The organism is Streptomyces bungoensis (assembly GCF_001514215.1).
Lineage (GTDB): Bacteria > Actinomycetota > Actinomycetes > Streptomycetales > Streptomycetaceae > Streptomyces > Streptomyces bungoensis.
In genome coordinates, this window is sequence record NZ_KQ948852.1 from 239555 (window position 1) to 266030 (window position 26476).

A 26476-nucleotide genomic window follows, 5' to 3' on the forward strand; every position below is an offset into this window, starting at 1 on the left:
CGGCGCCCCGCTTCTCCACGGGAGTGCTATCAAGGGTGTATGGAGGTGTTCTCCGGGCGCTCTCGCGGCCCGGAACGTCATCCGCCTGCCGGACGCTCGCGCGAGCCTCATGCTTCCCTGCTGGACGTGCGCAGCGCGGCCGGACAGGTGTTCCTGCTCCAGGTCGTCATCGTGGTCCTGCTCGTCGTGGCCGCGGTGGCGGGCATGGTGCTCCAGACCGCGCGTGACGCGCTCCAGCGGGGACGCAGGGAGTCGGTCGTCGCGGCCCAGTCGTTCGCGAGTGCCCCGGGTACGGCCGCGGCGCTGCGGAGCCCCGATCCGACGGCGGTGCTGCAGCCGCGCGCCGAGGCGGCGCGCAGACGCACGGGCGTGGACTTCGTCGTCGCCATGAACACGCAGGGCATTCGGTACACGTACCCCTATTCGCGGGAGATCGGGAAGAAGTTCGTCGGCACCATCGCACCGGCGCTGAAGGGCCGTACCGTCGTCGAGCAGGCCGGTGGGCCGCCGCTGCCCGCGGGCAGGGGGACCGACGTGCAGGCGGTGGTCCCCGTGACCGACGCGGGGGGCAAGGTGGTCGGCCTGGTCTCCGCCGGCATCACGGTGAAGAACGTGGCGGGACTGTGGCTGCCGCAGCTGCCGATCATCCTGGGCAGTGGCGCGGCCGCGCTGGCACTGGCCGTGACAGGGACGACGCTGGTGTCCCGACGGCTGCGGCGGCAGACGCACGGCCTGGCCCCCGAGGAGCTGGCGCAGCTGTACGAGCACCACGACGCGGTACTGCACGCGGTCCGGGAAGGCGTGCTGATCACCGCGGCCGACGGACGGCTGCTGCTGGCGAACGACGAGGCGGCACGGCTGCTCGGACTGTCCGGGGACGTGCGGGGGCGCCCGGTGCGGGAGCTGGGACTGCCGGAGCCGGTGATGAGCCTGCTGGCGTCGCCGGAGGCGGTCACCGACGAGGTTCTCCCCGCGGGGGACCGGTTGCTCTCGGTGAACAAGCGGCCGACGTACCCGAAGGGCGGCCGCGGGGGCAGCGTGGTGACCCTCCGGGACACCACCGAGCTGGTGGCGGTCTCGGGACGGGCCGAGGTCGCGCGGGAGCGGCTGAAGCTGCTCTACGAGGCCGGGGGGGCGATCGGAACGACGCTGGACGTGTCCCGTACGGCCCAGGAACTGGCCGACGTGGCGGCACTGCAGTTCGCCGACCTCGTGACGGTGGACCTGCTCGACGCGGTGCTGCGGGGGTGGGAGCCGACGGCGGAGGGCTGGCGGCACCTGCGCCGGGCGGCGATCGGCGGCGACCGGCGGGCGGTGCCGGTGTATCCGCTGGGCGAGGTGATCACGTTCTCGTCCCGCACCCCGCAGATGCGGACGCTGCAGGAGGGCCGGGGCATGCTGGAGGCGGACCTGCGGCGGGCGCAGGGCTGGCGGGAACAGGACCCGGAGCGTGCCCGGAAGGCCCTGGAGTGCGGGCTGCGGTCACTGGTGACCGTGCCGCTGCGGGCGCGGAACGTGGCGCTGGGGGTGGCGAACTTCTACCGGACGTCGGGCTCCCCGGCGTTCGAGCCGGAGGACCTCGCCTTCGCGGAGGAACTGGCCGTTCGGGCGGCGGTGGCCATCGACAACGCCCGGCGGTTCACCCGGGAGCACGCGATGGCGGTCACGCTGCAACGGAGTCTGCTGCCGCGGGGGCAGCCGGAGCAGGACGCGCTGGAGGTGGCCTGGCGGTACCTGCCCGCGGAGGCGGGAGTGGGCGGGGACTGGTTCGACGTCATCCCGCTGCCGGGCGCCCGGGTGGCCCTGGTGATGGGGGACGTCGTCGGGCACGGGCTGCACGCGGCGGCGACGATGGGCCGGCTGCGCACCGCGGTGCACAACTTCTCGACCCTGGACCTGCCCGTCGACGAGGTGCTCGGGAACCTGGACGACCTCGTCGTCCGCATGGACAACGAGGAGGACGCGGGCGACGCCGCGGACAGCCACGAGGGGGAGGGCGTGACCGGGGCGACCTGCCTGTACGCGGTCTACGACCCGGTGGCCGGGGTCTGCACGATGGCCCGTGCCGGCCACCCGGAACCGGTGGTGGTGCGCCCGGACGGCACGGTCGCCTGCCCCGGCGTGCCGGCCTCGGCGCCCCTCGGCCTGGGCGGCTACCCCTTCGAGACCGCCGAGGTGCCCCTGCCGGAGGGTTCCCAGCTGGTGCTGTACACCGACGGCCTGGTGGAGGACCGCGCCCACGACATCGACATCGGGATGGAGCGGCTGCGCCGGGCACTGGACGGCTCCGGGGGCCGCGCTCCGAAGGAGACCTGCCAGGCGGTGATCGACGCGCTGCAGCCGTCGCACTCCTGCGACGACATCGCTCTGCTGGTGGCGCGCACCCGGGTGATCCCGCCCTCGCGCGTGGCCGAGTGGGAGGTGCCGTCGGACCCGGCGGTGGTGCCCGAGGTGCGGGCCCGATGCAGGGAGACGCTGCGGGAATGGGGGCTGGAGGAGACCGGGTTCGCCACGGAACTGATCCTCAGCGAGCTGGTCACGAACGCGATCCGCTACGGCTCCCCGCCGGTCGGCGTGCGCCTGCTGCACGGACGCTGCCTGATCTGCGAGGTATCGGACGGCAGCGGCACCCTGCCGCGCCTGCGACGGGCCGCGACCACGGACGAGGGCGGACGGGGCCTGTTCCTGGTGGCGCACTACGCCCAGCGATGGGGCACGCGCTACACGCCCCGCGGCAAGGTCATCTGGACGGAACAGGTCCTCCCCGACGGGGCTTCGGCCGCCCCGGCCCTGGCACCGGTCGACTTCCTGCTCGACCAGTTCGACCTGGACCAGTTCGACGATCCCGGGTTGTGAGCCGGTGGGCTGCCGGACAGCGCCGACGCCTCCACCAACTGCGCCCGCAACGCTCGGACTTGTGAGCGAAGCCGCCCGACTCATAGCGAACCACCAAGTCCACGTCGTACTCGTTGTGTTGGCCTGGCCGATCCACCACTGCAACGGGCCTATGGCTCGACCCGTCGGCGTTCCGAAACCTTGATCATGTCTTCCTCACACTCTTCGACGACTTCTGCGACGCCGACGAGCCGGAGCGGTACCTCGGCGTCAGCCTTCGAAGCCACGAGGAGGTCGTCCTGATGGTCGACGCCGGCGACCCCGGCCCCGAGCCCCCGCCCCTGCTCCAGCCGCCGGGGATGACGTGGCAGGCTCCGGCGCTGCGATCCACACGCTGACCAAGGCGCCCGGTCACGAGTGCGGCGACGGCGACAGCCCGGGAGACGCGGAGCGTTCAGACCGGGCTGGCGGGGTTCGGTGCCGCCGGGGACCGGGGCGGCCAGGTCTGCGGTGACAGGATGCCGAGCACGTAGGCACGGGCGACCAGCGCCGGGCGGGTGGCGGCGTCGAGCAGGGCGCGCAGGCGGCTCAGGTGGTAGTCCAGCGTCTGCCGGGACAGGCGCAGCGTCCGTGCGATGTCCGCGTTGCTGTGCCCGGCCGCCAGCAGGGCGAGTATGCGGATCTGGGCGGGCGTCAGATCCGGTTGGGCCTGGTGGCGCAGGCCGAGGTGGGTGCCGACGGCCCACACGCCGGACACGCCGGGTGTCGTGCCGCACACGGCGCTCAGATGGATGCGGGCCCGGCGCCACCAGCCCTCCCGGTCGACGAGCACGGCGCAGGTGCGGGCGCTTCGGCGCCGGCCGCTGATCAGGTCGTCCCAGATCCGGTGCACGGCGCCGCGTTCGGGCGTCCTGGCGAGCAGGGTGTCGCCCGGCAGGCCCATCAGGTCGGAGAGCCGGATGCGCAGGGCGTCGGCGACCGCGGTGCCGGCCTCGCTGACCCGGCCGTCCGGGGTCAGGCGGACGCAGAGCAGTCCGCTGTGGTCGCGCAGGGCCCGTAAGTCGGCCTCGGCCCGGTGGCGTTGGTCGAGCACCTGGGCGTAGTCGGTGACGTCGACGTAGATGCCCGCGACACAGCGGGTCGCGCCCCAGCGGACGGGGAAGCGGTAGCCCGCCGCGCGGCCGGAGCAACCGTCGGCACGCCGGTAGGTGAGGGTGTGCCGCACAGGACGGCCACGTGTGAGGACCTCCTGGTCGAGGGCGAGGAAGCGGGTGACGTCGCCGGCTTCGTCGACGTCGGCGAGGTGACGGCCGATCACGGCGTCGCGCGTGGTGCCGTACAGGTGGGCATAGGCGTGGTTGGCCCACAGGTAGCGGCCGGTGGGGTCGCGCACGAATGCCGCGGCGGGCGCGAGGTCGGCGAACGTGGCGTACGGGTCGCCGTCCGGACGGTCGTCCATCTCGATCGCCACTCCCCTGCTGCGCTGCCGTCCGGGCCCGCCGGGTTCCGGCCAGTGGACGTGGAAGGTCCGGCCCTCGAAACGCGCGCGGTAGGGGCCGCAGCCGGACCCGCCGGACGGGCCGCAGCCGTCCGCGTGGAGGGCTTCGAGGAAGCGGCGGGTGCCGCGCCGGCCGTCGAACGCGGCGCCCCCGCTGTCGACCACGCCCAGGCCGCTGTCGGCTTCCCACCAGGAGACCGCGAGAGGAGCGAGCAACGCTTTGAAATCAGCTTCGTCCACGTCCAACTCCTTCAACCCTGTACGACATCACTTTGCGTGACACCTCATGCCTAACCCGTAAGCGACGGGGCATGCGGGCGGGGCAGGCGCTCCGTGCTGCGGCGCCGGCGCACGCCCGCTCCTCCACCTGACGCGAAGCGGCGGAAGCAGTAAGGCATTTGCCTGAGTGCTCCGGGCATCTCGGCTCCTCGGACGCGGGCGCGTGCTGGTTCGCTTGAAGGGGACGGCGTGGCAGCGGTCGACGCACCGACGCCGCCGCGGACCAGACACCGGCGCGGCCCCGCGGCCGCCCGACGACAGCGAAGGAGTTGGAGTTCCGTGAGCAAGGTGCTGTACGTGCATGCCAAGGGCGGCCCTCCGGTGGGCCACGCCCTCACGCGGGTGGCCGCGCGGTCCGCGGTGCACCTGCTGGCCCTCAGCGACCTGCCCGCCCCCGTGGCCCATGACGCCGGGAGGTTGTGCGCGTCGGTCGTCAGCCCCCTCGACGCCCACGGTGGCGACCTGGTCGAACTCATCACCGACCGAGCCCGCGAGGTGGGCGCGGACGCCGTACTCACCTTCTCGGAGTACGCGGTGGTCGCGGTCGCCGAGGCGGCCCGGCGGCTCGGGCTGAGGGGCGCCGGGCCCGCGTCCGCCCTGGCGCGCGACAAGCGCCTGATGCGTGCGGCGTGGAAGCGCCGGGGCATACCCCAGCCACGGTTCCGCTCCGTCACCAGCGCGGCGGACCTGGAGCGTGCCACCCTACGGTTGTCATGTCCACTTCTTTTAAAGGCGGCATGGAGCGCCGGGTCGACCGCCCACCAGATCATCGAGCGGCCCGAGGACGCGCTGGACGCCTGGCAGCGGTCGCGCGCGGTGATGGCCGAGTCCGCGCTGCTCGGGTTCGCGGAACTGCACGTCCCCGGCGCCTCGGAGGACTTCATCGTCGAGGAGATCGTCAGCGGATGTGCCGAGGAGTGGTTCGACGGCCCCGGCTGGGGCGACTACGTCAGCGTCGAAGGCGTTGTGGCGGATGGGGCGTTCCGTCCCGTCTGCCTGAGCGGACGGATGCCGACGGTGGCGCCGTTCACCGAGCGCGCCGGGATCACCCCGGCCGCCGTGGGAAGCGAGGCCCAGGACGCCATCGTGGACCTCGCCCGGCGCGCCGTGGACGCCCTGGGGCTGGAGAACTGCGGCACCCACACGGAGATCAAGCTGGGCAGGGACGGCCGCATGTGGGTCATCGAGACGGCCGCGCGGTTCGGCGGGGCCATGACGGTGCCGCAGATCGAGGAGGTCTTCGGCCTGGATCTCGTCGGCATGTTCACCGACCTGTTGCTCGGCGGCTCACCCGCCTGGCCCGCACGGGCGTTGACGCCCGAGGACGCCACGGGCGCGGCCGGCTCGCTGGTGGTCCTCGCCGTGCAGGGCGACGGCACCCCCTGGCCGCGCCGCCATCGATGGGATGCCTCGGCGGTCGTCCGTTCGGCGCCGGTCGGCACCGGCAGCACGCTGACCGTCGTCCGCGAGAGCTCTCTGCCGGACGGGGCCCCCGTTCCGGTCTACGAACCGGCCGCCGGGGCCAACACCATGGCGGGCCTGTGCCTGTTGTCGGCGGACCGGCCGCAGTCCGTCGTGCGCGACTTCACCGCCCTGGTCGACGCGCTTCCGCGCATCCTGCCGACGGACGCCGCCGAGGGGGCCCGGCCATGACCCGTGTACCGGACCTGGCCGAGGTCCCCGACACGGCGGGCGACCGCACCGTCGTCGGCGCCAATCTCTCGCTGCCGCTGTTCCGCGCGCTGTCCGGCGTGCTCGCCGGACACCCGTACCTGAAGGTCGTGGTGGACAGGTCCGCGGACACCTGGCACCTGCTCGACACCCGGGTGCACCCCTTCCACGTCGACTACATCGCCACGCGCATCCTCGGCATGGCGATGGACGAACTCGACGCGGACCTGGACGCGTTCAACGCCTCCGTGTACATGGCGCCCGACCGCCGGTTCCTGCTCGGTGTGCTGTCCCTGCACAGCGACGACGGTGCCGAGGGCCCCGAGCGGTCCTTCCTGGTCCTGGAGACGACCGAGGCGGACACCATGTCCGGCGCACTGCTTGAGGAGTTCTACCACTTCGTGCGCGCAAGGGTGGACGGCCGTCTCCCCCTGCTGCTGAAACCGGCGAACCACGGGCAGGAGCACGAACTCGCCTCGGTCGGTGAGGCACGCGTTCCGCGCATCCTCAGCCAGGAGCTGTTCGGCAACCGGACCCGGACCTGCCTCAACCCGGGGGTGGCCGAGGGCCGGCTGCGCTACTTCCGCCATCCGGCGCAGTACCGCAGCGCCGCCCCCCAGCTCGGCTGGGCGGACATCGTCGCGATGGCCTGCCTGCCCGACGACGTGCCCCGGGTCGCCGGGTTCGTCAACACGGAGCCCACGACGCCGCTTTCGCACACCAACGTCCTGGCGTCGGGCTGGGGCATCCCGAACGCCATCGTCCGCGACCTGGACGCCCTGGTGCGGCGGCACGGGCTGGACGGCGCATGGGTCCGCTACCGGGTGTCCGAGGACTCCATCACCCTGGAGCGGCTGTCCGACGCCCCGGCCCTGGAGCGGCCGGTCTGGCACCAGCAGCGCATCCGCATCGACGCACCCCTGCTGGACGAGGCGCCGGTCATGGCTCTTCACCGGCTGCGGCGCGCCGACCGCGACAGCTACGGCACCAAGGCCGCCAACCTCGGCGAACTGCACCATGTCCTGGACAGCCGCACCGCCGACCTGACCGCGTTCTACGCGCTCCCGCGACCTCCGCGGCCCGATCTGCTCGCCCACCTGGCCGGGCGGCTCGGCGAGCCGGACGCGCCCGTGGAAAGGCTGCGCGCCGCGGCGGCCGAACGCGTGGCGGCCACCGTCCGGGCGCCCGAGGGGGTGGCGCTCCCGTTCCGCCTGCACCATCTCTTCCTGACCTCGTCGCCCGCTCTGCAACAGGGCATCGGCAAACTGAAGATGGCGCTCGAACTCGAAGCGCTCGACGTGATCGACTCCCTCTGTCTGGACCTGCAGCGCCTGATGCACAGCACGCCGATCCCCGACGAGGTGGTACGAGCCATCACCGGTGCGGTGCCGGGCCTGCTGGCCGGCGGAGGCCGTCTCGTGGTGCGCTCGTCCTCCAACGCCGAGGACCTGCCGGGTTTCTCGGCGGCCGGGATCTACGACTCGGTGACCACCGTGCGCGGCGAGCGGCAGTTGCTGGACGCGGTGCGGCAGGTGTGGACGTCGCTGCTGTCGCCACGGAGCGTACGGCTGCGGCACGAGGCCGGCATCGTGCTGGACGACACCTACATGGGAGTGATCATCCAGCGGTACGTGCCCGCCGGACTCGGGGGTGTGCTGGTGACCTGCAATCCGACCCGGCGCGAGGACTTCCGCAACGTGTACGTCAACTGCACGGACGGTTCGCCGGAGCGGGTGGTCGAGGGCACGGTCCTGCCCCACCAGTACCTGTACAACACCGTCGAGGGCGGCGGCCGCACCGTGGACGTCGGCTCGTCGGGTGAGGACCTCCCGCCGGGCACGCGCACGTCACTGGGCGAACTGGCCCTGGTGGGACGCCTGCTGCAGTCCCACTTCAGCGCGGACGACCTCGACGGCGCCCTGGACGTCGAGTGGCTCATGACCGAGGAGGGGGCGTTCCACCTGGTCCAGGTCCGCCCGTACGCCCGGTGATGCGCTCCGTGACCGCCGTGTGGCGCCGCTCCGCGGACCCGGCCCTGACCCCGGCCGCCCGCCGCATCGTCCGCCTCAACAACGGGTTCCAGCTGCTGTTCAACCTGTTGTGGTGGATGCCGGTGTTCTACGCCTACCAGCGCGCCGCGGGCCTGTCGGACGGCCAGATCTTCGGCATCCAGAGCATCTACTACGTCGCCTTCTGCCTGTTCGAGATACCCACGGGAGTCGTCGCCGACCGCGTCGGCGCCCGCAACTGCCTGCGCGCGGGCGCGGTGGTCATGACGGTGGCGAACCTGGTGCCGGTGCTGGCGCCCTCGTACCCGGGCTTCCTCGCGCACTTCCTCGCGATCGCCGCGGGGCGCTCCCTGACCTCGGGCGCGGCGAGCGCCTGCCTGTACGAGGGCCTGCGCGCGGAGGGAGCGGACGCCCACTACCTCAGGGCGGAGGGCACGGCGCGTGCCCTCGGGCTCGCCGCCAAGGTCGTCTGCTGGCCGCTCGTCGGACCGCTGATGTCCCTGGCCCATCAGTCGCCGTACGTGCTCAGCGCGGTGTGCGCCGCGGGCTCTCTCGGCTGCGCCCTGGCCCTGCCCCGGATCGCCACCGCCGACCCGGGCTCGGGGTCCGGCACCGGTGGGCGTCAGCGGGGAACTCTGCTGCGGGACACGGGCGCCGCCCTGCGCGTCCTTCGGTCGTCACCGTGGCTGGCGCTGCTCATGGTGCAGGGCGTGGCGGTCTTCACGTTGTCGCGGATCTGCCAGGTCAATCTGTTCCAGCCGGTTCTGCTGGAGCACGGCATCGCCGAAAGCAGTCACGGCGGTGTCCTCGCGGCGATGACGGTCGCCGAGGCAGTGGCCTCCGCGCGGCCCCAGTGGCTGAGCCGGCGGCTGTCGCCCGCGGCCTGGGTGTCCCTGCTGAGCGCCGCCCTCGCCGCCGCACTGGCCGCCACCACGGTCGGCGGCCCCTGGGCCGTGGCCGGGCTGCTGTGCGCGTTCGCCGCGATCACCGGGTTCGGCTATCCGGTGCAGCGCCGGCTCATCAACGACGCCATCCCGAAGGGGGCGCCGCGTGCCACGCTGCTGTCGGTGGAGAGCATCGTGGACCGCGGTGTGTGCGCGGTGGCGGCGGTGGCCGCGGGCGCGTATCTGGCGGCGGGCCGGCTCGACGCGCTTCTGTGGCAGTCCGCCGCGGTCACCTGCGTGCTGATGCCGGTGCTTCATCTCGCTCTGCGCCGCGTGGGTCCGGCGCCGGCCGCGGGTGGGGCGCGTGGAGCACACGGCACCGAGGCGGCCTCCGCCCAGGCGGTCGCACAGCCGGTGGAGGAGCCCGTCGCGCTGCCCGTCGACGAGGGCGTGGCCCCGCACCCGTGATCCGGCCCGCGGGGATCAGCGCACCCCCGGATTCTCCACGATCCGACCCGACCCGATCCGCCACGCCGCGGCCCGATTGCAGCCCCGTGGTCGCGCACCGGAGACGCTCGTCGTTCAGGGGAGGCGTCAGCAGCGGCGATCCGACGGCTCAGGGCCCCGGGTGCGCGAGTCCGGGCCGGGCCGCAAGCTGGTGCGGTAGGAGCGGTAGGAGCGGTAGGAGCGGTGGTAGCCGGAGGAAGTGTCGGGCTGATGCATGCGACCCGTCGGCTCTCGTCATGAGCGAGAACGCGCCCCGACCGGTGGCCGCTGCGCGGCGACCGTATCTGATAGTGAATCCGCGCTCGGGTGGAGGGAAGGCGACCCGGTTCCGGATCGCGGAAGGAGCCCGTGCGTTGGGGTCCCAGGTGTTCCTGGTCGATCCTGCCCGGCACGAGGACCTCGCGGCCGTCGCCCGGCGCGCGGTGGAGGACGGTGCGGATCTGCTCGGCGTGGCCGGCGGAGATGGCACTCAGGCACTCGTCGCCGCGGTGGCCGCGGAGAGCGGCCTGCCTTTCGTGGTCGTTCCGGCCGGTACCCGCAACCACTTCGCGATGGACCTCGGCCTGGACCGTGAGGACCCGTCGGCCGCGCTGGAGGCCCTCACCGACTGCGTCGAGCTGCGCGTGGATCTCGGGTACGCCGGCGAGCGGGCCTTCGTCAACAACGTGTCGTTCGGCGCGTACGCCGCTCTGGTACAGGATCCGGCCTACCGGGAGGACAAGATCGGCACGATGGTGCGGATCCTTCCGGAGTTCCTGGCCCGCCACGAGGGACCGGAGCTGCTGGTACGCGCGGGGCTGCTCACCGTGGACCGGCCGGATGCGGTGCTGGTGAGCAACAACCCCTACCAGGTCGATGACCCGGCCGGGCTCGGCAGGCGTGCCCGGCTCGACTCGGGGCTCCTGGGACTCCTGGCCGCCAGGGCGGAGACGCCCGCCGAGACGGCAGCCGGATCGCGCAGCGGCCGGCCGCACGGCCTGACCCATCTCGCCACGCCGGACGACGTAATCGTCCACGCCGAGGTACCGGCCGTACCCGTCGGGCTGGACGGCGAGGCCGTCACCCTTCCCACTCCCGTGCGGTGCCGGATCAGTGCGGGCGCGCTCCGCGTACGGGTGCCCCGCCATCGGACTGGCGGCGCCGTCACTCGGGGCTGGGCCGCCGTCCGGCGGCTGGCCTCCGCTGTCGGACGAACAGCCCCTGGCCATCACAGCGACTGACCTGGCCGGTGTCAGGCACCGGTCCGGTCGGCGCCCCTCTCGGCACCGGCGAGGCCGCCCCCCGTGCCGCTAGCCGGGTACGGGAGATCGCCGGACACAGGCGTCCCGTGCCCGAGGTGCCACTGCCCCACCCGCCTCGGCCTCACCCTGGCCGGACACGCGCCGGGCTCCGCGATCCCGAACCGAGGACCAGCGACCAGGTGGTGGCCACCGCGGTCGGTACGGCCGCCGGTCGGCACGCGTGTGGCGAGCGGCGCTTGAGGATGGGCTGCACCACGAGCCCACCCTCGACGTCGGCCTGGATCTCGGTGCGGAGACTGATCAAGCGCGGCGCCGCGTGAGCCGAACAGAAGCACCCAGCATATGCGGCGTGACATCGGGGAACTCCGGAGACTGGCAACCCTGCCAGACGCGCGGAGGGAGCTCGATATGAGCCAGGTCAAGGCGGGTTCACCGGATCTTCGTCAGCCGTTGCAGACCCTCGGCTCCGCTCTCAGCCGCTTGCCCGGAGCCGAGCAGATGGGCAAGGCCACCGACAGCGCACTGGACTGGATCGGAACCGTCTCTCCGCGCGGCCGCCGGATGGCGGTCTACGCCGGAGCCGGGGTTCTCGGTCTCGCCGGGGTGGTGGAATGGCCCCTGGCTCTCACCGGCGCGGCCGTCGCCTGGCTGACCCAGCCCCGTCCCCGACAAGACGCACGCGACGAGACGGCCCAGAACGACGGGGTCCGAAGCCCGCAGGGCGACGCGGCGGTAACCGGGGCGCGGGCCGCTGTGGCCGACCGCGGCCCCGCTCCCTCGGCAGGCACCGACACGCAGCACTACGGTCCCGGCGACCGGCTGGCGCCGTTCCCTCTGCACCACGACCATCCCGAACACCACACGCACGAGCAACCCGCCAAGGTCGGTGACCCTGTCACCGCATCGGCACTCAAGAAGGTCGCGAAAGCCTCGGAGCACCACACCTGACCACGCGTTCCCAGCAGCGCCTCCGGCAGGCCGGGCTGGAGGACCGCACCGGTACACCCGGGCGCGCAGGGCGGCTGGATCGACCGGCCGGCGAGCACCGCTGAAGTTGCGGCAGGTGTCGTCCCGACGGGCCGATGTCGCAAGCCGTCCTCATCCCCCTCGCTTGTCCGGTCCCTGACGGCGGGCGGCGTGCGGGCTGTGCGCCCACGTGTCGGAGATGACCCGTAGCCGCGCTGGAAGGCGCGGCTGAGGTGTGCCGCGTCGGCGAAGCCCCGACGGGGCGCGCATCGTCGCGCGCGGCTTCGCCCCCGGACCGGCGAGGAGCGCACGATCGGCCTCGTGCATGCGCGGCCCGGGCCGCGCGACGCGGCGAGCGCATCGGTCGGCCGTCGCGGCCCCTCGTCGACGCCGTCCCTGCGTCGCTCAGTGAGCCCGGCCGCGCAGAGGGCGAGGACGGTGCCCGCCTGCAGGCCGATGACTCCCGCCTTCGCCGCCTCGACATTTCCATACGTCGTATGGTATTCCTGGCAGCATGCTTCCATACGGCGTATGGAAATCCCTCAAAGGCTGGGTGCCGGCCGACCACCTCAAGCTCCCCCGCATGCGGGACGTGGATGCGCACTGGCGGCTCGGGGTGGCGGCCACCGGGCTGGACCGGATCACCAAGCGGGTGCGTCTGGCCGACGGTGAGCAAGTCCCGTACGACCGGTTGCTGATCGCCACGGGCACCCGCGCACGGCAGTGGCCGAACCCTACCGAGGCCGCCCTGCAGGGGGTCCACACGATCCGCTCGCGTGACGATGCCGCTCAGTTGCAGAACGCGCTGGCCGAGCCGCCGTCGCGGGTCCTGGTCATCGGCGCCGGGTTCATCGGCTCGGAAGTGGCCTCTGTCTGCCGCGAACTCGGCCTCCCGGTGACCGTCGTCGAGCGGGGTTCGGCACCGCTGGTCGGCGCTCGGCGGGGTGATCGGGGAGATCGCCGCGCGGATGCAGCGCGATCACGGTGTGGACCTGCGCTGCGGTCTCGGCGTGTCGTCATTGGAGGGTGACTCCGGCGGACACGTGCGGCGTGTCCATCTGTCGGACGGAACCACCGTCGACGCCGATGTGGTGGTGGCCTCAAGTCCGTCGGTGCGCCGCCCTTCGGTGACGAGATCGCCTTCACCCAGGGATCCGTCACCGAGCGCCGGTTCGCCGCCGCCTACGGCCGGCGGGGCCGCATTGTCGCGGCTGTCGCCTTCGATCACGGTAAGTGGCTGGAGTACTACGGGAAGTTGATCGAGAACTCCGGTCCGTTCCCGCCTCCGCCGCCGGGCTGGGACCAGCCGCCCGACATGACGCCGAGGCCGGCCGAGTTCCCGCAACCCGGCGTCCCGACGGCGATCCCCGACGTCGTCCTGACCGGCCACGACCCGAGCGAGCGGACGGCTGAGTTCCGGCCCCGGCGCCACTGAACGCGCCCGCCGGGTCGAGTGAACGCGCCCGCCGGGTCGAGCGTGCGGGCGGACAGCATCGACGAGAAGAAGGAGGGGAGCCTCGTGGTCGAGGAAACCCCCTGGCAGCAGGCCCTCCGCTACGCGAACCGCGCCAACCCGTATCCCTTCTACGAGGCACTGGGCAAGACACCGGTGGCACGACAGCCGGACGGAACCCATGTCGTCAGCACCTACCGGGAGATCGTCACGCTACGGCCGCCGCGCTCGCCGTGGGGGCTTTCCGTATGACGCGGCGTCCCGGTCGGCACTCGTTCCGACCGACTCCGAGCCCCTGAACCGCCCTTCCGCGAGCTGGCATAGTGGCCGCACGCATAGGCACGCCTCGAACTATGGTGCCCCGCCACATGTGCGCCTGACCTGCGTCTTCCTACCGTGTGCCGACACGTACCCGTCCCCACCGCACACGAGGAAGTGGCGCACATGGCCTCCGCAGCATCGGCTCCACCGACCCCCGCCAGCCTCCCCCGCATCGTCGCCGCCAGCCTCATCGGCACCACCATCGAGTGGTACGACTTCTTCCTGTACGGCTCCGCCGCCGCCCTGGTGTTCAACAAGCTGTTCTTCCCGGACTCCGACCCCCTCGTCGGGACGCTGCTGTCGTTCCTGACCTACGCCGTCGGGTTCGCGGCGCGACCGCTCGGTGCGCTGGTGTTCGGGCACTACGGTGACCGGCTGGGGCGCAAGAAGCTGCTGGTGCTGAGTCTGCTGATGATGGGCGGGGCGACCTTCGCCATCGGCCTGCTGCCCACGCACGCGAGCGTCGGGGCCGCGGCGCCGGTGCTGCTGACCACGCTGCGCCTGATCCAGGGGTTCGCGCTCGGTGGCGAGTGGGGCGGTGCCGTCCTGCTGGTGTCCGAGCACGGGGACGCCCGGCGCCGGGGGTTCTGGGCCGCGTGGCCGCAGACGGGGGCGCCGGCCGGGCAGTTGCTGGCGACCGGTGTGCTGTCGCTGCTCACCGCGCTGCTCTCGGACGACGCCTTCGGCTCCTGGGGCTGGCGCATCCCGTTCCTGCTCTCCGGCGTCCTGGTGGTCATCGGACTGTGGATTCGTCTCTCCGTCGACGAATCGCCCGTCTTCAAGGAGGCGCTGGAGCGGGCGGAGGCCCGGCAGGCCGACGAACCGGAGAAGCTGCCGATCGTCGCCGTGCTGCGGCACCACTGGCGGGACGTGCTCGTCGCGATGGGCGCCCGCATGGCCGAGAACATCAGTTACTACGTCATCACGGCCTTCATCCTCGTCTACGCCGTCGCGTCGGCCGGGGTGTCGAAGCAGACCGCGCTCAACGCCGTCCTCATCGGCTCCGCCGTGCACTTCGCGGTGATCCCGGCCTGGGGCGCGCTGTCCGACCGGATCGGGCGGCGGCCGGTGTACCTGTTCGGGGCCGCCGGGATCGGGCTGTGGATGTTCCCCTTCTTCTCGCTCGTCGACAAGGCCTCGTTCGGGTACCTGGTGACGGCCGTGACCGTCGGGCTCGTGCTGCACGGCGCCATGTACGCGCCCCAGGCGGCCTTCTTCGCGGAGATGTTCGCCACCCGGATGCGGTACTCGGGCGCGTCCATCGGCGCCCAGTTCGCGTCGGTGGCGGCCGGCGCGCCCGCGCCGCTCATCGCCACCGCGCTGCTCGACGCGTACGGCGACTCCACGCCGATCGCCCTGTACGTGATCGCGGCCGCCGTCCTGACGCTGATCGCCGTGGCGGTCGCCCGGGAGACACGGCACCGGGACCTGGCGGACGTGACGGCCGGGGACGGCGCGCGGGACGCGGCGAGCCCGGCCGCCGAGGCCCGGACCGCCTGATCCGCGGCACGCCAAGACGGCACCTGGCCGGCGCCCGTGCGGCGCCGGTCAGCACCGCTCCGGGGCCGCCAGCCGATGCAGGCGCAGGGCGAGCTGGATCTCCAGGGCGCGGGCCGGGGTCTGCCAGTCCTCGCCGAGGAGGCGGCCCACCCGTTCCAGCCGCTGGGCGACCGTGTTCACGTGCACGTGGAGCGCGTCCTTGGTGCGGGCGGGGCTCATCCCCGAGTCGAAGTAGGCGTCCAGCGTCTGCAGCAGCTCCGTGCCGCGGCGCCGGTCGTAGGTCACGACGGGGCCGATGGTGCGCTCGACGAATCCGCCGACGTCCCGTTCCCCGGCGAGGAGCAGGCCGAGGAAGCCGAAGTCCTCGGCCGCCGCGCCGTCCCCGTCACGACCCAGCAGGTGCAGTGCCTCCAGGCAGCGGCGGCCCTCGCGGTAGCCGGCGGCCACTCCGTCGGGGCAGGCGGCTAGATCGGTGACGGGCGCGGAGGCGCCGACGGTGACGGGCTGGTGGACGGCCGTGCCGAGGTGGCGGGCGGTGCGGCGAGCCACGTCCGTGGCCGTGTCGCCGGCGGTGAGCGGCAGCAGCAGCACGGTGCCGCCGTCGCGGGCCGCGGCCAGGCCCTGCCGGGTGGCGGCCAGGTGGGAGGCGGCGGACCACAGGCGCCGGCGGGCGGCGGCCTCCTCGTCGGCGTCGGCCGCCGGGCCGTGCAGGCGGGCGGCGAGGACGACGTGGGTGGCGTCCAGGTCGGCGTGCAGGCGGGCGGCGCGCTCGCGCAGCAGGCGCGGGTCCCGGTCCCGCGCGTCCAGCAGGTCGTCCAGCAGTTCGCCGCGCACCCGCTGTTCGGCCTCGGCCGCCGAGCGGCGGGCCAGCAGGAGCAGCGAGGTGACCATCGCCGCGCGCTCCAGGGTGCGCTGGTCGACCGGGTCGAAGCGGGGGTGACCGCGCAGCACCAGCGCGCCGAGGAGTTCACCGCCCGCGGCCACCGCTGCGATCCAGTCGTCCCCGTGCCGTACGGCGTGCCCTTCGGCGCGGGACGCCTCCAGCGCCTCGGCCGGGGCCGCACCGGCCTCGGTGAACTCGACCGTGCCGTCCAGCACCTCGGAGACGGCCGCGGCCACGTCGTGCACCCCTCCGCCGCGCAGCACGAGTTCGGCGAGCCGGTCGTGCACCTCGGAGGCGCGCTCGATGACGGCGCTGCGGTCCCGGATGATCTCGTTGGCCCGCTCCAGCCCGGCCAGCGCCGAGCGGGTCTCGGCCAGCAGGTTGGCGGTGTCGATCGCCGTGGCGGCGAGGGCGGCGAAGGAGCCGAGCAGGGCGATCTGCTCGCGTTCGAAGACGCGGGCGCGCCGGTCCGCGGCGAAGAGGACGCCGATCACGTGCGGGCCGAGCATCAGCGGTACGCCGAGGATGGCGACCAGGCCCTCGTCGCGGACTCCGGCGTCGATGGCGTGGGTGTGCTGGAAGCGGGCGTCCTTGAAGTAGTCGTCGGTGACGTACGGCCGCGCGGTCTGGGCGACCAGTCCGCCGAGCCCCTCCCCCATGCCGAGGCGCAGCTGCTGGAAGCGGGCCGAGACGGAGCCCTCGGTTACCCGCATGTGGGTGTCGCCGCGTTCGGGGTCGTTGAGGCTGAGGTAGGCGATGTCCGTGCCGAGCAGTGAGCGGGCGCGCTGGACGATGGCCTGGAGGACGGCGTCCACGTCCCTCAGGCCCGCCAGGTCGTGGGCGGTCTCGAAGAGTGCCGACAGTTCCGCCTCGCGCCGCCGGCGCCCTTCCAGTTCCGCACGCACGCGCAGGGCGAGGAGCTTGGCGTTCTCCAGAGCGGCGATCCGCTCGGCGGGCTGCCCCTCGGCGCGGGCCCGCAGCACCGGCTGCTCGTACGCCTCGGCGGAGGCGTCGCGGGCCAGCAGTTCGAGGAACGGGGCCCCCGCACCGGCGTCGGGCGCGCCGGGGGCGCCCCCGCCGGCGGGGCGCTCGGCCGGCTGGAGGTGATCGCGAGACATGGTCACAGGATTCCGTATCGGCCGCCCGGCCCGGCAGGCCTGTGGACAACTCCGGGGCCCGGCGCGGGCCCGCCCGGTGGGCCGCCGGGCCCGGTCAGTGCGCCGTCCATCCGCCGTCGAGCACCAGCGAGGTGCCGGTCACGAAGGACGCCTGGGGGCTGCACAGGTAGGCCACGGCCTCCGCGACCTCCTCCGGTTCGATGAGCCGCTTCAGGGCGCTGTCCTTGAGCAGGATCTCGGACAGGACGCGCTCCTCGGGGATGCCGTGGGCCTGGGCCTGGTCGGCGATCTGCTTCTCGACCAGTGGGGTGCGCACATAGGCGGGGTTCACGCAGTTGGAGGTCACTCCGTGGGCGGCGCCCTCCAGTGCGGCCGTCTTGGAGAGGCCTTCGAGGCCGTGTTTGGCGGCCACGTAGGCAGCCTTGTAGGCCGAGGCGCGCAGCCCGTGGACGGAGGACACGTTGACGATGCGGCCCCAGCCCTGTGCGTACATGTGCGGGAGGGCGCCGCGGATCAGCCGGAACGGCGCCTCCAGCATCACGGTCAGCACGGTGTGGAAGACGTCGGGCGGGAACTCCTCGAGGGGCCGTACCAGCTGCAGTCCGGCGTTGTTGACCAGGACGTCGGTGCCGGCGGCGGCGCGCTCGGCGGCGTCCAGGTCGGTGAGGTCCAGGACCTGGGGGACGACTGCGCCCGCGAGGCCGCCGGCCCGCCGGGCCTCCTCCGCGAGTTCGGCCAGGCCCGCCGCGTCCCGGTCGACGGCTCTCACCTCGGCCCCGGCGGCGGCGAGCCGCAGGGCGCAGGCGCGGCCGATGCCGCTCGCGGCACCGGTGACGAGGGCGGTGCGGCCGCCGAGGTCGAGGGAGGACGGCTGGGCGAGGGCGTGGGACCCGGGCAGGGGGGTGGACGAGGTCATGGGCCGAGCCTAAGCAGATCCCACCCACCACTACATGTGGTGATCACCCACACTTCAGCCAACACTCGTAGGGTCGAACCATGTGGGTGCCTCGGACATGGCCTGCTTGATCCGGAACAGCCCGAAGTCGTTCAGGTCGGGCAGGGCGTCGACCGTGAACCAGCCCACCTCCAGCGACTCGTCGTCGTTGACCCGGGCCTCGCCGCCCACGGCCCGGCAGCGGAAGGTGATGTCCATGTACTGGCAGACGTCCCCGTTGGCGTAGGTGATCGGGTCCAGGGCCTGGACGAGGACGACCCGCTCGGCGACGCAGTGCACCGCCGTCTCCTCGAAGACCTCCCGCACCGCGCACGCCGCGGGCTGCTCGCCCGGCTCCGGGATGCCGCCGATCACGGACCACCTGCGGGTGTCGGAGCGCCGGCCGAGGAGCACTCGGCCCTCGTCGTCGAAGACGATCGCGGTGACCCCGGGGAGCCAGAGCAGCTGCCGGCCGGCGGAGGCGCGGAGCGTGCGGATGAAGTCGGGAGTGGCCATGGACCGACCCTAACGGGCCGGTCCGGGGCCCGCGTACGCGTTCGAGGGGCGCACGCCGGGCGTACGGCTACGCGACGCCGGCCCGCCGGCCGCGCACTCCCGCCCCGATCGCCCAGCCGAGTCCGGCCGCGGCGACCACGAGCAGGGCCGCCTCCGGCAGGATGCCCATCCGGGTGGCGGGCGTCTCGGAGCTGCGCAGCGGGATCTTCTGGACGAGGTAGGCGGGCACGAACATACCGGTCTTCCGGGTGATCCTGCCGTCCGGCATGATCACCGCGCTGACGCCGCTGGTGACCGGCACGGTCACGGTCCGGCTGTGCTCGACGGCGCGCACGCGGGACATGGCGAGCTGCTGGTAGGTCATCTCGCTGCGGTCGAAGGTGGCGTTGTTGCTCGGTACGGAGATCATCTGCGCGCCGTGGGTGACGGTGTCGCGCACGGCCCAGTCGAAGGCGGCCTCGTAGCAGGTGGCGAGGCCGACCTTGGCGCCGTCGATGTCGAAGACGCCCGGTTCGGTGCCCCGGCTGAAGTCCTGGCGGACCATGCTGGTCCAGTTCTTGTTGACGGCGCCCACGAGCCCGCGCAGCGGGAGGTACTCGCCGAACGGCTGGACCTGCCGCTTGTCGTAGGTCTGCGTGGGGCCCTTGGCCGGGTCCCACAGGATCTGCTCGTTGAGCAGCCTGCCGCCCTTCTCGACGACCCCGCCGACCGAGATGGGCACCCCGACCGCCTTGGCGGCGCCGTTGATGACGGCGGCGGCGTCGGGGTTGGTGAAGGGGTCGATGTCGGAGGAGTTCTCGGGCCACAGCACGTAGTCCGGCCTGGGCGCCTTGCCCGCCTTGATGTCGGCGGCGAGCTTGAGGGTCTCGCGGACGTGGTGGTCGAGCACGGCCCGCCGCTGGGCGCTGAACTCCAGCCCCGAGCGGGGCACGTTGCCCTGGATGACCGCGACGGTACGGGTGCCGGCCTCGGCCTTGTCGCTGACCAGGGGCCGGGCGGCGACCGCTCCGGCCACGGGGACGGCGACGCTCAGCAGTGCGGCGGCCGCGGCCGCGCGCCGGACGGTGCGCCCGCGGCGCCGCTCGGCGATCAGCCGTCCCGCCTCGTACAGGCCGAAGCCGCACAGCACCACCGCGAAGCCGAGCACCGGGGTGCCGCCCACCGCGGCGAGCGGCAGGAAGACGCCGTCCGCCTGGCCGAAGGCGATCTTGCCCCAGGGGAAGCCGCGGAAGGGCACGCGCGCGCGTACGGCTTCTCCGGCGATCCAGACGGCGGCCGCCCACAGCGGCCAGGCCGGCAGTCTGGAGACGGCGGCTGTGCCGACGCCGACCAGGGCGACGAAGACGGCCTCGATGGCGACCAGCGCGAGCCAGGGGCCCGGCCCCACCTCCACACCGGTCCACACCAGCAGCGGGAGCAGGAAGCCGAGCCCGAAGAGATAGCCGAGGCCGAGGGCCGCCTTCCAGCCGCGGCCGCGCAGCACCCAGGCGAAGCCGGCGAAGGCGGGCAGGGCCAGCCACCACAGGGTGCGCGGCGGGAAGCTGACGTAGAGCAGCAGGCCGCAGAGCGCGGAGGCGGCGGCCGGGACCAGGCGCAGCAGCCGGTTGCCACGCGCCGTCGGCGCGGGCTGGAGCTGGCCGGACTGGTCCACGGAAGTTGCGGTGACGGTCACCCGGGGAGTGTACGGCGGCCGGCCTCGCCGCTGACAGCGCGGACCGGAACGGTCCGGACAGGCCACCGGGCCGCCGCAACCACCACGTTTGCGCGCAACTCGTACCCAAAACGGGCATCAGCCGTTACGGTGTGCCCCAGCCTCGGCGGTGCGGCCGGTGCCGGTGCGCGCGGCGGGGCCTGTCACAAGGTCGGGGGACCGGGGTGCGGGGGCGGTGGATGGGGACGATCGGGACAGGATCCGTGGCCGGTACGGACGGCGCCCATGGTGCGGGCGGCGCGGCGGGAACGGGCAGGGGCGGCGAGCGGCGAAACGTTTCTGACGGGGCGGGCATGATCCTGCTCGGCGGGTGCGCCGCCTGGTCGCTGATCACGGCGGCGGCCCATGACGGGCGGCCGGAGGGCGTGCTGCTGGCGGTGCTCGCCGTGGCCGCCGGCTGGGCCGCGGGCCGCGTCTCCGGGGCGCTGTTCCCCGTCGCCGCGCCGTGCGCGGGGGCCGTCGGCGCGGTCGGGCTGGCCGTGTTCTCGCCCGGCCTGTCCCCCGGTCCCCTGGCGGCCGGTCCGGCCGGGCACGCCGGTGCCACCGCCGCGCTGCTGGCGCTGGCCACGGGCGCGGCGTGCTGCGCCGCCTGGGCCGCGCGCGGGCCGGCGGCCCGGCTCGCTCTGCGGCTGCTCGCCGCCGGGATCGCGCTGACCGGAGCCGCCCTGGGCTCGGTCACGGGCTGCGCGGCCGGCACCGTCGTGCTGCTGTGCTCCCTCGCCGCCGGCGCGATGCCCCACCGGGGCCTCGGGATCGCGGGCCTGGCCCTGGCGGCGGCCGTGGTCGCGGGGACGGTCTGGGCGCTCGCCGCGGACGCCCTGCCCCACGGCCTGGGTGAGGCGCTCGCGGGCCGGTTGGGCCCGCACCGGGTCGAGCTGTGGCGGGAGGCCCTGCGGCTGTCCGGCCGGGACGGCGGACTCGGTGCCGGTCCCGGCCGGTTCGGCGAGCTGAGCGGAACGGCGGCAAAAGCGGTGCCGCCCGACGGCACCGCACACTCGGCGCCACTGCAGCAGGCGGCCGAAGAGGGCGTCGTCGGCGTGCTCCTGCTGGCCGCCGCGTACGGCTGGGCGCTGCACGCCCTGTGGCGCGGTCCGCGCGCCACCCCGCTGGTACTGACCGCGGGAGCGGCCCTGACCGCGCTGGCCGCGATCGCCTCGGCGGGCAACGCGCTGAGCTTCACCCCGGTGACGGCGGGCGCCGGCCTGCTGGCGGGCTGGGCGACGGCACGGCCCTGGGCGGGCGACGGTACGGAGGTGTAGGGAGTGTCGGCGGCCTCTGCCCCGGTGCTCACCGCCGGCTCGACCGGCGGGTCGCCGCCGCAGTGACGAGCGCGGCCGCTGCGGACGACACGAGGTGGAGTGTGCCGTCATGCGGGGCCGCGGGTTCGGCGGGAATCCGCGGGCCCTGGCGGTCGGTCCTCCCGGCTGCTCGACGGCCACGCCGTGGCACAGCGGGCCGGAGGCGGCGACGGCGGTCATCGCGCCACCGCGGACAGCGGCGGCGGGCCGGCCTCAGTGCGCCGGACCCGGCCTGACGCTCCGCAGCCGGGACCTGATCGCGCGGACCGCCGACTCCGCGTTGTCCACGGTGATGGTGAAGGTGTGGCCGTCCCACAGGCTCAGCACGATGCCCTCGCCCCGGCGGACGACGACCGCGGTGCCCTTCTCGGGGCGCCAGCGGTAGCCCCAGCCGCCCCAGTGGCGCGGGGTGACGTGCGCGGTGAAGTCGGCGCCGGCGACGTCGGTGAGCGGGATCCGGCGGCGGGGCAGGCCGATGTGGCCGCAGCGGACCTCCAGGCACTCCCTGTCGAGCTTGAGGTCGACGTGCACGAAGGCGAGCGTGCCGAAGAGGACCAGCAGGCCGGCCGCGATGCAGCCCACCACGGACATCAGCAGCGGGGCGCCACCGGAGGTCCACGCCGAGTCCACGGCGAGCTTGATGCCGAGCGCCATGCAGGCCGCGCCCGCCAGGGCGAGCAGCCACTGCACCCGGTTGGTGGCGCGCCCGGTCCAGACGTCGGAGTGGGAGGCGTCCTCGGCGTGACGGTGGTCCCTCATGCGTACGAGGTTACCCAGGTTTCGCCGCGCGGGTACCCGCGCGCGGAGCGTGACCGCCGCGGGAGAACCCGTGCGGGCGCAGGTCAGCGGGCGGTGCTGACGGCCGTCAGCAGACGGCCCTCCGGGTAGGACAGGGCGGTGTCGGGCAGTTCCGCCTCGCGTCCGCTCAGCAGCACGGTGAGACGGGTCTCGCCCCCGGCCTCGGGGGCGGGCTCGGCGCCGATCCGGCGCAGCGCCTGGGCGGCGACCGCTCCCGCCGAACCGTGCAGGATGAGCGGCGGCCGGCCGGGCCGCTGCACGGCGGCGCGGATCCGGTCGGCGACCAGTTCGTAGTTGGTGCAGCCCAGGACGACGGTCGTCACGTCGGCGGGGGTACGCGCGGCCGCGGCCGCGACGGCGGCGGTGACGGCCGCCTCGTCCGCGTGGTGGACGGCGTCCGCCAGGCCCGGGCAGGGCACCTCGGTGACGGTCACGCCGTCGGCGAACCGCTCGATCAGCCCGCGCTGGTAGGCGCTGCCGGTGGTGGCGGGCGTGGCCCAGATCGCGACGGGTCCGCCGCCCGCCGCGGCCGGCTTGATCGCCGGGACCGTGCCGATGACCGGCAGCTCGGGTTCCAGGCGCGCCCTGAGCTGCGGCAGGGAGTGCACGGACGCGGTGTTGCAGGCGACGATCAGGACGTCGGGCCGGTGCGCTGCGGCGGCCTCCGCCACGGCGACGGCCCGCTGCGTGATGTCCTCCGGGGTGCGCGGCCCCCAGGGCATCCCGTCCGGGTCCCAGGAGAGCACGAGATCCGCGTCGGGCCGCAGCCGGCGTACCGCGGCAGCGGCGGGAAGGAGGCCGATTCCGGAGTCCATGAGCGCGATCTTCACCCGGCCACGATAGACGATGGGCCGTTGCGGGCCGCTCCCGTGGGGCAGACTGCGGCCGTGAGCGCGCTCGTGTGGACAGCCGTCGTATCCCTCGCCGCCTGGTGCTGGCTGCTGCTGTGCCAGGGCTTCTTCTGGCGCACGGACGTCCGGCTGCCCCCGCTCCGTGAGCCCGCCGAGTGGCCGCCGGTCTGGGTCGTGGTCCCGGCCCGTGACGAGGCCGCCGTGCTGCCGGCGAGCCTGCCGTCGCTGCTCGCGCAGGACTACCCGGGGCGCGCGGAGATCGTCCTGGTGGACGACGGGAGCACGGACGGCACCGGTGAGCTGGCCCGCGAGCTGGCCCGGCGGCACGGGGGGCTGCCGCTGACGGTGGACTCCCCCGGCGAGCCGCCCGCGGGCTGGACCGGCAAGTTGTGGGCGGTGCGGCACGGCATCGGCCTCGCACGCGCGCGCGACCCCGAGTACCTGCTGCTGACGGACGCGGACATCGCGCACGAGCCGGACAGCCTGCGCGCGCTGGTGGCGGCGGCACGCGGCGGGGGCTTCGACGTGGTGTCGCAGATGGCGCGGCTGAGGGTGGCGAGCCTGTGGGAGCGGCTCGTGGTCCCGGCGTTCGTCTACTTCTTCGCCCAGCTCTATCCGTTCCGCCGGATCGGCCGGAAGGGCTCGCGGACGGCGGCAGCGGCGGGCGGCTGCGTCCTGCTGAGCGCCGACATGGCCGGCCGGGCGCGGATCCCGGACGCCATCCGGCACGCCGTCATCGACGACGTCGCCCTCGCGCGCGCGGTGAAGGGCGCCGGCGGTCACGTCTGGCTGGGCCTGGCGGACCGGGTGCACAGCGTGCGCCCCTATCCGCGGCTGCACGACCTGTGGCGGATGGTCTCGCGCAGTGCCTACGCCCAGCTGCGGCACAACCCGCTGCTGCTGTCGGGCACCGTCGTGGGGCTGGCGCTGGTGTACCTGGTGCCGCCGGCCGCCGTGGTGGCGGGTGCGGTCGCGGGTGACGCGGCGACGGCGGCCGTCGGCGCGGCGGCGTGGGCGGTGATGGCCGGGACCTACGTGCCGATGCTGCGCCACTACCGGCAGCCGCTGTGGCTCGCTCCCCTGCTGCCGTTCACCGCGTTCCTCTACCTCCTCATGACGGTCGACTCCGCCGTGCAGCACTACCGGGGGCGCGGGGCGGCCTGGAAGGGGCGTACGTACGCGCGTCCGGGCGCCCTGCCCGACGAGGGCTGACGCCGGTCACTTGCGTCCCGGCGTCCAGTTCATGCCCCACCCGTAGGCGCGGTCCACGGTCCGCTGCGGGCTCACTCCGCGCTCCGGCACCAGGTAGCGCGCCTCCCGCTGGACGACGAGGTCGCCGCCGGTGTGGGTGATGAGGGCCAGGGCGCAGACCGTGGAGGGGACCGTGCACTCGTCCAGGGAGAAGTCGATCGGGGCGCCGTGCTGGGGCTGGAGGGTGACCGTGGCGTGCAGGTCGGCGAAGGAGGCGGCGCCCTCGTAGATGGTGACGAAGACCAGGATGCGCCGGAAGTCCCGCTTGTGGTCGAGGTTGACGGTGAGGTTCTCGCCGCTCGCCACCGCGCCCGTGCGGTCGTCGCCGTCGAGGTGGATGTAGGGCGGACGGCGCAGGGAGCCGAAGGCGTTGCCGAGTGCCTGTACGACGCCCTTGCGGCCGTCGGTGAGTTCGTACAGGGCGCACAGGTCGAGGTCGAGGTCGCCCTGGCCGGCGCCCCGGCGGCCGCCCCAGCCCGGGAACTGCTTGCGCACCTGCCAGTTGAGGTTGACCCGCAGCGATCCGGAGGTGCCGCCCTGCTTGGCGAGCGAGACGGAGGGGGCCGCCTTGGTGAGGGTGACCTTGGAGAGGCGGACGGGTGCGGCGGGAGGGGCCGCCGGCGGCGCGGGCGGGAGAGCCGGAGCGGTGGCCGGCGGCGGCGAGTTCACCGTGGGCGCGGCCGGCGGCGGCATGGTCACGGGCGGTGCGGCGGACACGGGGCGCGCGGTGACGGGTGGTGCGGGGCGCTGCGGTTCGTCGACGGTGATGCCGAAGTCCGTGGCCAGGCCCTCGAGTCCGCTGCCGTAGCCCTGGCCGACGGCGCGGAACTTCCACACTCCCTGGCGGCGGTAGAACTCGCCGAGCAGGAAGGCCGTCTCCACGGTGGCGCCGGGGCTGTCGAAGCGGGCGACCACCTGACCGCTCGCCGCATCGGTCACCTCGACGTACAGGCCGGGGACCTGCCCGAAGGTGCCGCCGTCCGCGGAGGCCGCGAGGACGATCCGCTCGATCCCGCTCTCCACGCGCGCGAGGTCCACGGACAGGGTGTCGGTGACGCTCCCGGCGGCGGTCCGCTTGCCCTCGTGGCGGACCGCGCCCGAGGAGTGCGCGGGCTGGTTGTAGAAGACGAAGTCCCCGTCGGAGCGGACTTTTCCGGCGGCGAGGAGCAGGGCCGAGGCGTCCGCGTCGGGCACGCCGGGGCCGGAGCGCCAGCCCAGTTCGACCCGCAGGGCCGTGGCCGGCACCGGCACGTTCGATCCCTTCGGCATTGACATGTCCCGCCCCCATCAGGTGTCGGTGTCACACAGGAACATCGCCGGTCAACCGCCGGTAACCCGGCAGGAACTCGGCATTTACACGATCCAAACGTTGTACGGCGTCCATTTTTGCCGAGTTCGCTCGTATTGGGGATCCCGCGTCACGCCCGACACGGAAAACAACCCTCTTATCGGTCTCCCCAACCAGCACATCGTGGGCTTAACTTATGTGCCATGACCTCCCCCCGCTCCACTTATGGCGGCGGCTACTACTCCGCCTCCTTCCCGGACACCCCGATCTACGACTCGCTCGTGGCCGAGCGGGGCACCCCGCAGATCGCCCCGATCCGGGTCCCCGCCGCCTACGACTCCGGCAGCAACCTCCCCGCCCTGCCGTCGGCGCTGCCCGCCCTCCCCGCGGCCCCGTCCGCGCAGGTACCCGGCTACGGCTACCCGCAGGCCCCGCAGCCCTACCCGCTGCAGCAGGCACCCACGGCCTACATCCCGCAGCAGGCGAGCGCCCCGCGCGGCTACCCCGGCCCGCAGGCCCCGCAGCAGCCCCGGCCGATGACCGCCGGCGCGGGCTACGAGGCCATGCGTCCCGCCGCCCCGCGGCCCGCTCCGGCGGCGCCGTACCAGGATCCGTACAACAGCCAGCAGTACCGCGGTTACTGACCGCCCTCCCCGGCTGCCGG

21 protein-coding genes are annotated in these 26476 nt (G+C 73.8%); 13 read left to right on the plus strand and 8 right to left on the minus strand.

From position 1 onward, the window contains the following. The first annotated feature begins 39 nt into the window (after positions 1-39). On the plus strand, positions 40-2856 hold the full coding sequence (locus tag AQJ66_RS05345) for a SpoIIE family protein phosphatase (protein WP_061917296.1): 2817 nt from the start codon (positions 40-42) through the stop codon (positions 2854-2856). Positions 2857-3289: 433 nt separating this feature from the next. On the opposite strand, the gene AQJ66_RS05355 is transcribed toward AQJ66_RS05345, so the two are convergent. Further along, positions 3290-4573 (minus strand): helix-turn-helix transcriptional regulator, encoded by a 1284-nt coding sequence (locus AQJ66_RS05355; protein ID WP_061917302.1) that lies wholly within the window; start codon positions 4571-4573, stop codon positions 3290-3292. Positions 4574-4891: 318 nt separating this feature from the next. Between AQJ66_RS05355 and AQJ66_RS05360 the strand changes: the two genes are divergently transcribed. From AQJ66_RS05360 to AQJ66_RS05400, 9 genes are all read left to right on the plus strand, one after another. Beyond that, the gene (locus AQJ66_RS05360; protein WP_061917306.1) at positions 4892-6265 is read left to right on the plus strand and encodes an ATP-grasp domain-containing protein; all 1374 of its coding nucleotides are present in this window, start codon (positions 4892-4894) and stop codon (positions 6263-6265) included. Next, entirely contained in the window at positions 6262-8274 is a 2013-nt protein-coding gene (locus AQJ66_RS05365) for a PEP/pyruvate-binding domain-containing protein (RefSeq protein ID WP_061917309.1), read from the plus strand. The genes AQJ66_RS05360 and AQJ66_RS05365 overlap by 4 nt, the downstream gene beginning before the upstream one ends. Then, the gene (locus AQJ66_RS05370; protein ID WP_061917312.1) at positions 8274-9644 is read left to right on the plus strand and encodes an MFS transporter; all 1371 of its coding nucleotides are present in this window, start codon (positions 8274-8276) and stop codon (positions 9642-9644) included. The genes AQJ66_RS05365 and AQJ66_RS05370 overlap by 1 nt, the downstream gene beginning before the upstream one ends. Before the next feature lie 275 nt (positions 9645-9919). Continuing rightward, entirely contained in the window at positions 9920-10903 is a 984-nt protein-coding gene (locus tag AQJ66_RS05375; protein WP_079060081.1) for a diacylglycerol kinase family protein, read from the plus strand. A gap of 429 nt (positions 10904-11332) precedes the next feature. Further along, positions 11333-11872 (plus strand): hypothetical protein, encoded by a 540-nt coding sequence (locus AQJ66_RS39310; protein WP_061917317.1) that lies wholly within the window; start codon positions 11333-11335, stop codon positions 11870-11872. 532 nt (positions 11873-12404) lie between these two features. Beyond that, on the plus strand, positions 12405-12920 hold the full coding sequence (locus AQJ66_RS39955) for an FAD-dependent oxidoreductase (protein ID WP_244162753.1): 516 nt from the start codon (positions 12405-12407) through the stop codon (positions 12918-12920). Positions 12921-13145: 225 nt separating this feature from the next. Beyond that, positions 13146-13325: a hypothetical protein gene (locus AQJ66_RS39960; protein WP_061917323.1), complete on the plus strand. Its 180-nt coding sequence runs from the start codon at positions 13146-13148 to the stop codon at positions 13323-13325. An 18-nt stretch (positions 13326-13343) separates the two neighbouring features. Next, positions 13344-13595, plus strand: coding sequence for a hypothetical protein (locus tag AQJ66_RS39655; protein WP_061917326.1), 252 nt, complete (start codon positions 13344-13346; stop codon positions 13593-13595). Positions 13596-13787: 192 nt separating this feature from the next. Beyond that, positions 13788-15164 carry an MFS transporter gene (locus AQJ66_RS05400; RefSeq protein ID WP_061917329.1) on the plus strand — a complete coding sequence of 459 codons (1377 nt, stop codon included), beginning with the start codon at positions 13788-13790 and terminating at the stop codon, positions 15162-15164. A 48-nt stretch (positions 15165-15212) separates the two neighbouring features. On the opposite strand, the gene AQJ66_RS05405 is transcribed toward AQJ66_RS05400, so the two are convergent. From AQJ66_RS05405 to lnt, 4 genes are all read right to left on the minus strand, one after another. Then, entirely contained in the window at positions 15213-17165 is a 1953-nt protein-coding gene (locus AQJ66_RS05405) for a helix-turn-helix domain-containing protein (protein WP_061917332.1), read from the minus strand. Positions 17166-17259: 94 nt separating this feature from the next. After that, positions 17260-18081 (minus strand): 3-hydroxybutyrate dehydrogenase, encoded by an 822-nt coding sequence (locus tag AQJ66_RS05410; RefSeq protein ID WP_061917334.1) that lies wholly within the window; start codon positions 18079-18081, stop codon positions 17260-17262. A gap of 54 nt (positions 18082-18135) precedes the next feature. After that, a complete protein-coding gene (locus AQJ66_RS05415) occupies positions 18136-18615 on the minus strand; it encodes an NUDIX hydrolase (RefSeq protein ID WP_061917337.1) in 480 nt (159 codons plus the stop codon). Between the two features lie 67 nt (positions 18616-18682). Beyond that, the gene (lnt, locus tag AQJ66_RS05420) at positions 18683-20287 is read right to left on the minus strand and encodes an apolipoprotein N-acyltransferase (RefSeq protein WP_061917340.1); all 1605 of its coding nucleotides are present in this window, start codon (positions 20285-20287) and stop codon (positions 18683-18685) included. Positions 20288-20619: 332 nt separating this feature from the next. Here lnt and AQJ66_RS05425 point away from each other — a divergent pair, with 332 nt between their 5' ends. Continuing rightward, positions 20620-21585, plus strand: coding sequence for a hypothetical protein (locus tag AQJ66_RS05425; RefSeq protein ID WP_061917343.1), 966 nt, complete (start codon positions 20620-20622; stop codon positions 21583-21585). Positions 21586-21837: 252 nt separating this feature from the next. Here AQJ66_RS05425 and AQJ66_RS05430 read toward each other — a convergent pair whose 3' ends face one another. After that, entirely contained in the window at positions 21838-22383 is a 546-nt protein-coding gene (locus AQJ66_RS05430; RefSeq protein WP_061917346.1) for a hypothetical protein, read from the minus strand. Between the two features lie 83 nt (positions 22384-22466). Beyond that, positions 22467-23252, minus strand: coding sequence for a glutamate racemase (locus tag AQJ66_RS05435; protein ID WP_061917349.1), 786 nt, complete (start codon positions 23250-23252; stop codon positions 22467-22469). A gap of 57 nt (positions 23253-23309) precedes the next feature. Between AQJ66_RS05435 and AQJ66_RS05440 the strand changes: the two genes are divergently transcribed. Continuing rightward, positions 23310-24485, plus strand: a complete 1176-nt coding sequence (locus tag AQJ66_RS05440) for a glycosyltransferase (protein ID WP_061918291.1) — start codon at positions 23310-23312, stop codon at positions 24483-24485. Between the two features lie 6 nt (positions 24486-24491). On the opposite strand, the gene AQJ66_RS05445 is transcribed toward AQJ66_RS05440, so the two are convergent. Next, positions 24492-25793 carry a TerD family protein gene (locus AQJ66_RS05445; RefSeq protein ID WP_061917352.1) on the minus strand — a complete coding sequence of 434 codons (1302 nt, stop codon included), beginning with the start codon at positions 25791-25793 and terminating at the stop codon, positions 24492-24494. Between the two features lie 222 nt (positions 25794-26015). On the opposite strand from AQJ66_RS05445, the gene AQJ66_RS05450 reads away from it, so the two are divergent. After that, positions 26016-26456 carry a DUF6643 family protein gene (locus AQJ66_RS05450; RefSeq protein ID WP_061917355.1) on the plus strand — a complete coding sequence of 147 codons (441 nt, stop codon included), beginning with the start codon at positions 26016-26018 and terminating at the stop codon, positions 26454-26456. Positions 26457-26476: the final 20 nt, after the last annotated feature.

What these genes read in the sequence shown, in the direction of transcription:
- AQJ66_RS05345 (WP_061917296.1), top strand. Translation starts at nt 40, where the DNA reads ATGGAGGTGTTCTCCGGGCGCTCTCGCGGCCCGGAACGTCATCCGCCT.
- AQJ66_RS05365 (WP_061917309.1), top strand. Translation starts at nt 6,262, where the DNA reads ATGACCCGTGTACCGGACCTGGCCGAGGTCCCCGACACGGCGGGCGAC.
- AQJ66_RS05370 (WP_061917312.1), top strand. Translation starts at nt 8,274, where the DNA reads ATGCGCTCCGTGACCGCCGTGTGGCGCCGCTCCGCGGACCCGGCCCTG.
- AQJ66_RS05375 (WP_079060081.1), top strand. Translation starts at nt 9,920, where the DNA reads ATGAGCGAGAACGCGCCCCGACCGGTGGCCGCTGCGCGGCGACCGTAT.
- AQJ66_RS39310 (WP_061917317.1), top strand. Translation starts at nt 11,333, where the DNA reads ATGAGCCAGGTCAAGGCGGGTTCACCGGATCTTCGTCAGCCGTTGCAG.
- AQJ66_RS39955 (WP_244162753.1), top strand. Translation starts at nt 12,405, where the DNA reads ATGCTTCCATACGGCGTATGGAAATCCCTCAAAGGCTGGGTGCCGGCC.
- AQJ66_RS05400 (WP_061917329.1), top strand. Translation starts at nt 13,788, where the DNA reads ATGGCCTCCGCAGCATCGGCTCCACCGACCCCCGCCAGCCTCCCCCGC.
- AQJ66_RS05405 (WP_061917332.1), bottom strand. Translation starts at nt 17,165, where the DNA reads ATGTCTCGCGATCACCTCCAGCCGGCCGAGCGCCCCGCCGGCGGGGGC.
- AQJ66_RS05410 (WP_061917334.1), bottom strand. Translation starts at nt 18,081, where the DNA reads ATGACCTCGTCCACCCCCCTGCCCGGGTCCCACGCCCTCGCCCAGCCG.
- AQJ66_RS05415 (WP_061917337.1), bottom strand. Translation starts at nt 18,615, where the DNA reads ATGGCCACTCCCGACTTCATCCGCACGCTCCGCGCCTCCGCCGGCCGG.
- AQJ66_RS05425 (WP_061917343.1), top strand. Translation starts at nt 20,620, where the DNA reads ATGATCCTGCTCGGCGGGTGCGCCGCCTGGTCGCTGATCACGGCGGCG.
- AQJ66_RS05430 (WP_061917346.1), bottom strand. Translation starts at nt 22,383, where the DNA reads ATGAGGGACCACCGTCACGCCGAGGACGCCTCCCACTCCGACGTCTGG.
- AQJ66_RS05445 (WP_061917352.1), bottom strand. Translation starts at nt 25,793, where the DNA reads ATGCCGAAGGGATCGAACGTGCCGGTGCCGGCCACGGCCCTGCGGGTC.
- AQJ66_RS05450 (WP_061917355.1), top strand. Translation starts at nt 26,016, where the DNA reads ATGACCTCCCCCCGCTCCACTTATGGCGGCGGCTACTACTCCGCCTCC.